A 12,586-nucleotide genomic window follows, 5' to 3' on the forward strand; every position below is an offset into this window, starting at 1 on the left:
AAAGAACAGGTATTGAATGTGCCAGCAAAGTTCGTTCTTATAAGGGGTTAATGGTGCATGTATTCGGAAAGCTGGCTGCGGCTCTATTTTTCTGGAATTTTTTACGAGTTAGCTCTTAATTCGCATTATAGCTATGCAGCATCATATTGGGATGTATGAAAGACCAATGACCACAAAAATTTGTTATTTGCCAAGTAGGTTTGCTTGAATTTTGTGGTAATAAAAACTCCTTATGGAAAATTTGCGTCACACTAACACTTCTAGAGGCTCAGGGTGACTTAGGAAGGCTGTCGGGCTTGCTGTCAGGCCATACGCCCCGGACTGGAATACGACAATTAAGTCTCCAATATCTGCCTTGGATAATTCCATCTGATCTGCCAACACATCAAGTGGAGTACAGAGTGGTCCCACCACGGAGACCATTTCTGTTTCGGAAGTTTCTACTTTGTTGCCAACAATGACAGGATAATTTTTACGTATGACCTGACCAAAATTCCCTGAAGCAGCGAGATGTTGGTGCAATCCACCATCGGTCACTAAAAATAATCGCCCTTTTGATAATTTTTTATCTAATACACGACACACATAAACCCCTGCTTCCGCTACAATATAGCGTCCCAGTTCAATTACAAAGCGGATTCCAGGCAACTCCGGTTTTATTTCTGATAATAAACGTTGCAAGTTCTTTCCCACAGCAACAAGATCAAGTGGCTTTTCGCCGGGAAAATATGGCACTCCAAACCCCCCGCCCATATTCAATGTACGGATCGGAATAGGTGATACTTGTGCAAGTTGCAACCCTAGCTGCAACGTTTTATCATGGGCATCTTGGATGGCTTCTGCTTTAAGGTTCTGTGACCCACAGAAAATATGCAATCCCTCTAAATCCAATCCTAGCTTGCTTATACGAGCAAGCATAGCAGGAACGCGTTCCACGTCAATACCAAACTGTTTTGCTTCCCCGCCCATTTTCATTCCAGAAGATTTAAGCTCAAAATTTGGGTTAACTCGAACAGCCACCTTAGGGCAAATACCCATCTGTTCAGCTAGCGTCATGATACGCTCCAATTCCCGCTCAGATTCCATGCTGATCACAATACCTGCGGCAATGGCACAACCGAGCTCATGCTCATTTTTTCCTGGACCTGCAAAACCAATCCTGTCGGGAGATATTCCCGCATCCAGTGCTACTTTCATTTCTCCGGCAGAGGCTACATCCATACCATCCACCAGTCCAGCCAAATGCTGAACCACAGCAGGCATAGGATTAGCTTTCATCGCATAGTGAAGATGAATCTCTTCAGGCAGACAATGACGCAGCAAATGGACACGTTCAGTAATCAGTTGCCGATCATAAGCATAAAAAGGCGTTTTACCCACTCGCTGGCTAAGTCGTACAAGAGAAACGCCCCCAACATGAAGACAATTATTCTGTACAGGAAATTGCTTCATAGGAACATGTTTCGGACGCATCACCGTCATATTTCTACTGACCTAAAGATATCTAGAAATTCCTGAGCTATACTTTTACGATCAATTTTGCCATTTGGATTACGCAAGAGATGGCCCTGCCGTAACTTGATTAAACTTGGCACCATAAAAGCGGGAAGATGACGCTTGCAGGTGGACAGCAATGCCTCGGGATCCAAATCAACCCCTTCAAGCGGCACCACCACTACAATAATTGCCTGACCCAAAGTGGGATGCGGCACACCAATTGCTGCTGCCTCAGCAACACACTCCGTTGCATAAATAATTTCTTCGATTTCAGTAGGGCTTACCCGGTAACCCGAAGTTTTGATCATGTCATCACAACGGCCTATAAAATATAAATAGCCCTCCTCATCCACACGTACTGTGTCACCCGACCATACCGCTATCTCTGGAATGGTCAAACCAGATTGTCGTGAGAGCGGCCTGAAACATTTTGCGGTCTTTTCAGCATCATTCCAGTAACCCATGGATACTAACGGTCCGCGATGTACTAGTTCCCCAGGCTCACCTGGCGCACATTGTGAACCATCCTCGCGCAGTACTAATACTTCCACATTGGGAATCGCCTTGCCAATGGAACTGGGACGTTTGTCTACTTCCTCCGGGGGCAAAAAAGTTGAACGGAATGCTTCTGTCAAACCATACATCAGAAATATACTTGTATTGGGGAGTGCACAGCGAAGTTTATTAAGTGTAGCCTGGGGCATTGCCCCCCCCGAGTTAGTTAGATAGCGTAGCGTTATTACCTTTCCCCATTTTAACTGAGCAAGTTGGATCCATAGTGAAGGAACAGCAGCAAGACCCGTGATGCTTTCCCGGATGACTTCATGGATAATATCGCGCGGCAACAAATAGTTCATCAAAACATTGGTTGCGCCAACGTAAAAAGCTGTCGACAACTGACTCAGGCCGTAATCAAAACTAAGCGGTAATACAGATAGAATTCGATCATCTTGATTATTTTTTAGATATTGCGAAACACTTTTTGCCCCGGTGACCAAATTCCGATGCGAAAGTACCACACCTTTGGGCTTGCCCGTACTACCCGAGGTATACAAGATGGCAGCCATGTCACTATCAATACACCGATAAGAGCGGATTGATCCGGGTAGAGTCATGGCTTCTTGCCAGCGAATTATATGCACACCGGTAATGACTGGTAAATGTTCAGTTGGTCCCACTACGATCACAGTATGAAGATCATGACATTCTGGCAAAACAGAGATGAGCAAATTAAGCCGATCAACTGATGTGACCAATATTCTCACATTACAGTCTTTAAGGATATAAGCCACTTGTGTTGCTTTAAGCAACGGGTTGATTGGCACAAAAACACCGCCCGCAGTGGAAGCAGCAAAAATGGCAATGACTGCTTCAAACCTTTTCTCAAGATAAATAGCAAGACGCTCTTCTCGCCCCAATCCCAAAGCCAGCAATGCATCTGCTGCAAGTTGGATCTCTTGTGCCAGGGCGGCATAGTCCAATCTCTGCTGCTGATACACAAGTGCTTCAGTAGTCACACCATCATTTGCAGAATTAAAAACCAATTCGTGAAAAAGATGCGGCATCGTGCATACTCTATTGGCTAAAGGATAGAAGCCTCAGGTTATGGCTCTAAGCTGGATTAATCGATTATTCGAGCGCTAGCTTTATGATATCGCTTAAGATCAATATCTGATGACAGAAGTTTCTGATTCTTGAGATATTGCCCCAAACACCATCTGGAACATTACCATTTAGATATAACTAATGCTCTCTTGCTCCCAAATGCTATCGTTGTAATGCTTAAGCAAATACCATACTCTAATACTCATGATAAGGTATGTTACCTATCCTGCACGCTTCAATATTTATAAATATTTTTCTTTCAAACAGAATATCATCCTTTGTCTAAACGGAAGGGATTTACTGAGATGCCAGCTGGATTCCAAGATTTAATTCCATTTCCAAATCAAAAATGACGCGAAGGCGAGCCACAACAGTATCAATCATACGGCAAGATGAAGCCGACAAAGTTAGTTTGATCTAAAAATGAAATAAGAAGTAATACGCAATTTATCTATTATCTTAAAATAGGATTCGCATACTCACTTGAGACCATGTCGATTCATTAGATCATATAAAGTTGGGCGGCTAATACCGAGCAATTCAGCTGCTTTTGCAATATTACCGTCTACCTTCGCAAGCGCTCTAACCACGGCCTTACATTCTTCCCTTTCACGAACTTCACGTAAGTTCATCGGCTCGGACAGGATCTCCGATTCCTGAAGCCCCAGGTCATCCGGAGTAATTTGCGGTCCTTCAGCCATAATAACAACACGTTTTATACAATTCTCCATTTCACGAACATTACCTGGCCAATGGTATGCCTCAATCGCACTCAAAGCTTCCTGACTAAAACTCAGCGAATGGCGCCCCTCTTTTGCGCAAAACTTGTTTTTGAAATGATGCGCCAGCAGCACTGCATCCCCCACTCGCTTGTGAAGAGATGGAATTTTAATGGGAATCTCACTCAACCGATAAAACAAGTCCTCACGAAAACGACCCTCTCCAATCAACTTCCTAAGGTTTTGATGAGTTGCACTGACAACACGCACATCCACAGGAATTTCTTCCCGCCCTCCAATACGCTCAATCACCCTCTCCTGAAGAAAACGGAGTAATTTTGCCTGCAATGCTATTGGCAAATCTCCTACTTCATCAAGAAAGAAAGTGCCCCCTTGAGCTAATTCAATTTTACCTGGCGTTTGCTTAACTGCCCCGGTAAAAGCCCCTCTCTCGTAACCAAACAACTCGCTTTCAAGCAGAGTCTCAGGGATAGCAGCACAATTGACAGCTACGAAACGCCCTTGTTTACGTGAACTCATCTGATGAAGTGCTCTCGCCAAGACTTCCTTACCTGTGCCGCTTTCACCTAGCAACATAACTGTCGCATCTGAAGTCGCAACTTTTTCAACGTTACGACACATTTTGATCATGTCCGGATCGCGCGTAATAATTCCAGAAATTGGAGAATCCAGCTGAGAAAGTAGCAGATTGCGATTTTCACGTTGCAAGCCATACAAATAAGAGGCTCTATCAACAATTAAACTTAGCATCTTGGGATCAAAGGGCTTCTGATGAAAATCATATGCACCCAATTCAATTGCTTTCAAGGCATTTACACGGTTTTGATTACCTGTCAAAACGATTATTTTGGTATCTGGCGCAAGTGCAAGGATCTGTTGTAAGGTCGCTAATCCCTCAGAAGCACCGTCAGGATCTGGTGGCAAACCAAGATCCATAGTAACGACCGCAGGCTCATGCCTGCGAACTTGCGCAAGCGCGCTTTCACGATCTACTGCAACAAAAACTTCATAATTATCGAAACTCCATCGCAATTGTTTCTGCAATCCAGGGTCATCTTCAATTACAAGTAATTTCTTCTGACTACTACTTGCTTTCATCTTTTTAGACAACGCTTCGATATAACTTACAAGAATATGTTATAAACATAAATTAAAAAGAAAGAAATTATATTAATATTCAAATAATTAAATTAAAATTACACTCCATACAGGCTTTCACTATTATCACCAAAGCAATTTGCATGATATCAGATGGAATTTATAAATAGTTATCAAAAAGACTAAGATGAAAAACCGGACTAGATTATAAAAGATAGAAAATATAGTTAATCTTAAGAAATAACCTTATTTTCTTGATAATTTTTAGAAAGTGGCAAAAAAATCGAGAAAGTTGTTCCTGCAGATTCTTGACTGACAACATCAAGCTGCCCTCCGAGCTCGTTAATATATTCTTTACTCTCAAAAACACCAATGCCCATACCTGCTGTTTTAGTAGACTCAAAAGGCTTAAAAAGCTTTTTCTGAATAAATTGTTCGCTCATGCCATGCCCATTATCTTCGATTTCTATCAGAGCAGAACTATCTTTTTTTAAGAGTCGAACCCAAACTTGACCATCCTTGGGAGTAGCTTCAATTGCATTCTGAATTAGATGACTAATCACTCTCTCAAGACGAGAATAATCAGCCATTACCATTAAATTTGAATGAGTAATTTCAAGCGCAGGCTTGGGTATATGGAAAGATTTCCTCTCCATGATCTGCTGTAACAGCTGATCAAGAGAAAGAATTTCTAATTTTTCGGATTGATTTCCAGTGCTTAATTTTTCAAGTAACCGTTTCATTTTACTGACCGAAAAACTCACCGTTTCGATCATATCTTTCTGAAATTCGGGATTATTCTTATGTTTTTCAGCATTTGAAAGTAACAAAGACAATTGAAAAATCAGATTTTTGATATCATGCACGACAAAAGTTGACATACGATTGAAAGATTCAAATTGACGTGCGATGGAGAGTGCATTAGCAGCTTCGTATTGTGCCAAATAGCTTGATGCCTGAGTACCCGCAACCCTCAATAAATCCCTTACTTCCCAATTTAAACTAATAGTACTCCTAGGTTCAACCAATACGATAAATCCCAGCAATTCTCGATGCAAGATTAATGGCACGATCAGTCGAGCTCTTGGAATATCAGATAGCCAATTTGGCAACACCAAGGATGAATATTTCCTTGGGTCGGAGCAAAACTCCTGTAAATCAATCACCCACGCCTTTTCTTCTAAGAACTTACAAAATTCATTGTCAGCTTCAATAATTTTATTTTTTAAAAAAATGTTCCAACATCCTATCAATTGATATCTTCCATTTTCCTGTCTAAACCATAATCCGCCTGCAGGACTTTCCACAAGTTGTGCAAGCGCTTTGATTGCACGCGCTGTTAGCTCCAGCTCACCTTCTGAAAGAGTTCGTGTAAAACGCAACCATTCTTCACGGTAATCATAGTTAGAACTATAAAAATGCTTACTTATAAATACTTTAAGCCAGGCACGCGTCACATCAGAAAATAGTAAAATGATAAGAAGTAGAACAGCACCAAATAAAAAAGTCAGCTGTAAAATTCCTCCCCAAGCCCCACCGGAAAGCCTTAGGTAGTAACCAACAGCCGCCATCACAAGCAAATATATGACTGCACTGAGTAAGGCAGACGTATAGAATAAAATATGCCGTGAGACACAAATTCCTATAAGCCACTTTGGATTGCGGGCAACTGAGAGCGCGATCAAAGGAACAGTCAAAGCATCTACCCACCCTCGAGCAATCCATATGTCACTATTTATTTTTCTGAACAAAAGTGCATCACTAAATAAGTAAAAGTCATATACAAAAATACCTCCTATCCCCAGGCAGATAAATTTTATTCTCCAGCGCTGTTCAGATGACATGTTTCTGTAATATTGCTCAACGAGAACCATGCCAATTACGGCCATTATCACACCTGTAAAAAAAGTGCTATAAGAAGCCAGTTGACCATGCGAGGTAAATTCGCCGTCATAATTCCCATTAAAAAAAATAGCCAGTATGAAAAAAATAAGATAAAGCACTGCTATGGCGGCTACAGCAGGCCTTATTTTCAGAGGAATAGAATTTTCTTTCCTTTGCTGAAAAGGATTCAGTAACGCTATTAAAAATATAGACCAACCTGCATTGCGCAAAATTTCAAGAATTTCTATGAGAAAAGTTGGGAAAAAACCCCAGTATGATTGGCTTGCGATAGCAACCGCCCAAAAAGCAGAAACGATACAAACAATTGCCAGCAGTGATCCATATAAGCGTCCGCGCCAATTCGTCAGCAAAAGGACAAATAAAAACAAATAAGCTACTGCTGCTGTAACATAGCTAGCCGCGGTGATTGTTGCCCACATATTAGAAGTAGTATTTGACTATCATCTATTACCTTTACCCAAAAGAACCACACCTATCGTCTCTATAAGTATAATGAGATCAAGAAATAAGCTCTGATTTTTTATGTAGTAGAGATCATATTGCAGCTTTTCGATGGCGTCTTCTACCGAGAAGGCATAGGGATAATGTACTTGCGCCCATCCGGTTATCCCAGGCTTAATACTATGCCTAACATTGTAATACGGCACCTTCTCAATAAGCATATCAACGAAATAAGGCGATTCAGGGCGAGGCCCCACCAAACTCATTTCTCCTTTAAGCACATTCATAATCTGAGGAAGTTCATCTATCCTTAATCTCCGAATAATCTGCCCAATTTTAGTAACATGAGGATGATCTATTGCTGTCCATTGCGTTTGCCCACTTCTTTCCGCATCATGCCGCATACTACGAAATTTAATTATCAGGAAATTCCTTCCCCCTTTTCCCACTCTTTCCTGTCGATAGAAAACAGGTCTACCATCTTCTATTAAAATGAAAATCACCGTCAATAACATGACGGGTAGCGTCACAAACAAAAGTAATAGACTTGCAAGCAAATCAAAAATACGCTTAATCGTGATTCTAGAAAAACTTTGATCAAAACCACCACCAAATACTAACCAACTTGGATAAAGTGAATCCATACGTATTTGACCGCACTCACGTTCAAATAGATTGGCGATATCTGTCACCTTAATGCCATGCATTTTACATTCCAATAACTCCTGAATAGGAAATCCTCTCCCTCTCCGTTCCTGTGTTGCAATGATTATCTCGTTAGCATCATACTGGTTAACCAGATAGGGTAAAGAACTATGTGTGGGTAATACTACCGAGACAGGCACGTGCTGATCTTCGCCCAACAATGGAATAAAACCCACGATATCTAGATTACGTAAAGTTGAGCTATTTTCTGTTAAACTCAAAAGCTCTTCTGCCATACTTCCTGTTCCAAGCACTATCGCGCGCGTCCGAAGAACTTCCAGATTATTAGGCCATCGAAAAAAAATCATGCGTGTTATAAGAATTAATAATAACGCGAGTAATATCACTATCGTTAATAGCCCACGACCTAGGTATAATTTCGGAAACAGATAAAAAATCAGTGCCATGATTGCAAACCCCATGGCTAATGATGGCATCAAACGCAATAATGTAGATTCAATATCCAGCCTTGAAGCTTGCTGGTACATACCCATCATGGCCATACATGTAATCATTACAAAAATAAAAACAATGGCGCCTGGTAACTGAGAAAGTAGCAAATCAATAAAGGAAATTTTAAAATAATGAAAATGAATACTGCTACCCAGAAAAAAGACAGTCATTAGCAGACAAACTTCTATACTAATAAGCAATATTGTGAATCTAGAAATATAATGATTATAAATACGAATCAAAATACCCTTCCTGATTAAAATAGTTTAAGTAAAATAAGCTCAATATGCTTTCCTCTTTCTGATTACTCAATACCACTTTAAATAAAAAATAATCAATAACTTCCCCACTGGATCTATTATTTGCATTTTTATTTTCTAATGCTTAATTGCATCATTTGTAAAAATTTAGGCTGCATAATTGGTTATTTGGATAAAATTTCATACTTTTCAAAGTATTAAGTATATAGCTGCTACAATTTGCATAATTTTCAATCAATGAACAATTCCTATCCATTAATTCAGGATAACAGGGGTATTCATAAACGATACACTGACCATCATTAAAACAAAACCAGATGCAAAAAATTAACAAACTGGCACATATTTATAAGATTGGGATATGCCAACATTACCATTCCTAAGAATATATAACGATTAAAAATAAGAAAATCTTAAAAGATCTCCCATCTTCTAGGATTGAGATTGAAATTAATGTCTATTTATACATCCGAAGCGAGATCATTAAAATATAAAAGTCACCAATCTTTCTAATCGCCTCACAGGGTCGCATACGGGGCCGTAGAAATTGCTAATAATGATAAAGAAAAAGAAGATATTTTTTGTGGATTTTTGTAGATGAGAATAAATTGGTTCTGGAGTAGAACGATGATTTCCACCGAGTTAAACTGATACTCTTCTACTGAGCAGCCTAACCCCTCTTTGATCTATTTGATTAAAACACAATACAATTATAGTGATCAATGCGCTACGGCATAGAGTCTAGTGTTATACATTTTGATTTTGCAAGAAATTTTCCCTTCGCAAGTATTCCATTTCTAAATCAAAAATGACGCGAAGGTGAGCCACAGCCAGTATCAATCATACGGCAAGGTGAAGCTGACAAAGTCAGTTTTAATTTAGAAATGAAATAATGACACATCAACTCAATTTCCATGCCAGCCTATCGACCTAGATGATAGATGAGACAAGATTAAATTTGCCAGGTTATTAAAATCACGACTAATAAATAAAAATTGTATGAAAATAAAATTCACCAAAATGCATGGGTTAGGTAATGATTTCGTGGTCATTGATGGTATTAATCAAGCCATTTCACTTACTCCTGAGAATATTCGCTGGCTAGCCGACCGCCATTTTGGAATCGGCTGTGATCAGGTGTTATTAGTTGAACGAGCAACGAACAATGCCGATTTCCGCTACCGGATTTTTAATGCTGATGGCGGTGAAGTAGAGCAATGTGGAAATGGTGCACGCTGTTTTGTACGTTTTGTGTATGACCATGGTTTAACCAAAAAGAAGGAAATTCGTGTTGAAACAGCAAGCGGCTTAATCTTTCCCAGATTGGAGAGTGATGGCGAAGTGACGGTCAATATGGGTATTCCCACATTTGAACCGGCAGATATTCCCTTTTTAGCTGAAAAACATGATTTGACCTATACACTCGATATTAATAATAAACAAATAGAGATTAGTGTGGTTTCTATAGGCAATCCTCATGCCGTTCAGATTGTATCCGATATCGAAGATGCTGCAGTATCCACAGAGGGTAGACTGATAGAATCACATCCCCGTTTTCCTCAACGTGTCAATGCAGGTTTCATGCAAATTATCGATCCTCATCATATTAAATTGCGCGTTTATGAGCGCGGCGCGGGCGAAACATTGGCCTGCGGTACAGGTGCCTGTGCCGCAGTGATCACGGGTATAGCACGTGGTCTACTGGCATCTAAAGTCAAAGTCAGTACTCACGGTGGTGATTTATGGGTACAGTGGGAAGGAAAAAATCAACCTGTATTTATGACGGGTCCTGCAGTCACTGTTTTTGAAGGAGTGACCGAATTGTTCCCTAATGAGTATCGAAATGAGAAATGAATTACTAATATAAAATAATAACGTAAAATAAGTATAAGATTTTGAGTACGCATCAGCCGAGTGACATCTCAACTAAATAATAAAACGAAGCCCATAATTTCTCCACGGCATTCTATTACAAATAAAAAGCATCCCACGTTTAAGACTATCAACACATCAATTGCAGCTGCATTTATCAGCATTATCAAACCTTCAGCCAATTAAAAATCAGGTAAAACAAAGAAATCAGTCTATGCGTACATTACTTACCTACATTACGGTTTTTCCGCGACGCAGCGCATTCGTACTGATTGCTCTATTATTAGCAGGAGTCGCTGAAGCGCTTAGCCTGACAGCATTGCTCCCCCTTCTTTCCGTCGCGGTGGGGGAAGCAGATGAGTCCAGTATAGGACGATTTATGCTTCAAAACCTACAACGTATCGGAATTGAACCTACTATTGATATCATCCTGATGATTATTGTTAGTGGCATGCTCATCAAGGGAATGATCCTGCTTCTCACGAACCGGCAGGTAGGTTATACCGTCGCGCATGTCGCTACTGCCCTGCGCCTGAATCTCATTAAAGCGTTACTTGCCAGTCGCTGGCAATATTATTTACGTCAGCCAGTTGGCGCGCTGGCCAATTCAGTTGCTACAGAAGCCTATCGCGCGGCAAATGGTTTCGAACATAGCGTCGATGTGCTTGCGTTATCCATTGTGGTCCTTGTGCACGTTATTGTTGCACTATTCATTTCCTGGCAGGCCACCATTGGCTCTCTCCTTATTGGAATCATTCTGTTTTACGCACTGCATCGGTTGGTCCGTGCAACCCGGCGGGCAGGAACAAAACAAACCCACTTACTGCGCCACTTATTGAGCTATTTATCAGACGTGTTAAGTTCAGTGAAATCCTTAAAGGCAATGGCACGAGATAATATGGCTGACGCCATTTTGCGTGATCAATCTTATCAATTAGAAAAAGCCACCCGCAAAGAAGTCATCAGTAGAGCTGCACTACTGGCATTACAAGAACCCATACTCGCAACACTAACAGCAAGCGGCTTATATCTCGCTTTGGTCGTTTGGAACCTTTCCCTCCCAGAAGTAATGGTAATGGTTTTTTTGTTAACCCGGATCCTTGGGGTACTTAACAAAATACAACGCCGTTACCAACAGCTGGCAGTTCAGGAAAGCGCTTATTGGGCGTTACGTACAGCATTTGACGAAGCTCAGGCTGCAGCTGAAAGAACTACAGGTACTTTAGCACCCACTCTTCAGCAAGGTATCAGCCTTCGTCATATCGCCTTTGATTATGACCGGAAGTCTATTTTCAACGATCTCAATATTGACATACCTATTAATACCTTTACTGCAGTAATCGGTTCTTCTGGTGTGGGTAAAAGTACTTTGCTCGACCTGCTATGCGGACTTGCAGAACCTAAGTCCGGCGAAATTCTTATTGATGGGGTTGCATTACATAATATTGAACTGCGGCAATGGCGGCAGTTAATCGGATACGTATCTCAGGATACAGTACTACTCCATGATACGATACTCAACAATATACTCGTAGGCGCCTCTGCACTTAATTCTGCTGATGCGGAACGGGCGCTACAACAGGCTGGTGCCTGGGATTTTGTCAACTCTTTCCCAGAAGGTTTACAGACGGTGGTTGGTGAACGAGGAGGTATGCTTTCTGGTGGACAACGTCAACGCATCGCGATTGCTAGAGCACTGGCTCATCAACCACTCCTGCTGCTGCTAGATGAGCCAACCAGTGCGCTTGACCCAGAAAGTGAAAAAACAATTTGCGAAACACTGCAAAGACTAGCGCAAGAGTATACGATTGTCGCAGTATCACACCAACCTGCAGTCATCAATGCTGCAGATCGTGTTTTTATTCTTTCCAATGGCCAAGCAGAGCTATTAACCCATACACAAAATAAAAACACTCACTAGTTGAAGCGATCAAACCAGGTAATTCCATTCCCCAATCAAAAATGATGCCAAGAAGAACCGCAGACAATATAAATCATACGACAAGGTGA

Annotated in this window: 7 protein-coding genes; 2 read left to right on the plus strand and 5 right to left on the minus strand. The window is 41.0% G+C overall.

What is annotated here, in order from left to right:
• Positions 1-246: 246 nt before the first annotated feature.
• From BM283_RS11155 to BM283_RS11175, 5 genes are all read right to left on the minus strand, one after another.
• Positions 247-1,473 carry a pyridoxal-dependent decarboxylase, exosortase A system-associated gene (locus BM283_RS11155; protein ID WP_368086433.1) on the minus strand — a complete coding sequence of 409 codons (1,227 nt, stop codon included), beginning with the start codon at positions 1,471-1,473 and terminating at the stop codon, positions 247-249.
• A gap of 5 nt (positions 1,474-1,478) precedes the next feature.
• Positions 1,479-3,062 (minus strand): acyl-CoA ligase (AMP-forming), exosortase A system-associated, encoded by a 1,584-nt coding sequence (locus BM283_RS11160; protein ID WP_090693084.1) that lies wholly within the window; start codon positions 3,060-3,062, stop codon positions 1,479-1,481.
• Between the two features lie 519 nt (positions 3,063-3,581).
• Positions 3,582-4,940, minus strand: coding sequence for a PEP-CTERM-box response regulator transcription factor (gene prsR, locus BM283_RS11165; RefSeq protein ID WP_090693086.1), 1,359 nt, complete (start codon positions 4,938-4,940; stop codon positions 3,582-3,584).
• A 233-nt stretch (positions 4,941-5,173) separates the two neighbouring features.
• Entirely contained in the window at positions 5,174-7,264 is a 2,091-nt protein-coding gene (prsK, locus tag BM283_RS11170; RefSeq protein WP_090693087.1) for an XrtA/PEP-CTERM system histidine kinase PrsK, read from the minus strand.
• A 21-nt stretch (positions 7,265-7,285) separates the two neighbouring features.
• Positions 7,286-8,686, minus strand: coding sequence for a TIGR03013 family XrtA/PEP-CTERM system glycosyltransferase (locus BM283_RS11175; protein WP_302848289.1), 1,401 nt, complete (start codon positions 8,684-8,686; stop codon positions 7,286-7,288).
• Between the two features lie 1,017 nt (positions 8,687-9,703).
• Here BM283_RS11175 and dapF point away from each other — a divergent pair.
• Together dapF and BM283_RS11185 are read left to right on the plus strand one after the other, a co-directional pair.
• Complete coding sequence (gene dapF, locus BM283_RS11180) at positions 9,704-10,558, plus strand: diaminopimelate epimerase (protein ID WP_090693091.1); 855 nt, start codon at positions 9,704-9,706, stop codon at positions 10,556-10,558.
• Between the two features lie 232 nt (positions 10,559-10,790).
• Positions 10,791-12,497 (plus strand): ABC transporter ATP-binding protein, encoded by a 1,707-nt coding sequence (locus tag BM283_RS11185; protein ID WP_090693092.1) that lies wholly within the window; start codon positions 10,791-10,793, stop codon positions 12,495-12,497.
• Positions 12,498-12,586 lie beyond the last annotated feature (89 nt).

Origin of the sequence: Nitrosomonas sp. Nm34, assembly GCF_900113925.1 — a bacterium.
Taxonomy (GTDB): domain Bacteria; phylum Pseudomonadota; class Gammaproteobacteria; order Burkholderiales; family Nitrosomonadaceae; genus Nitrosomonas.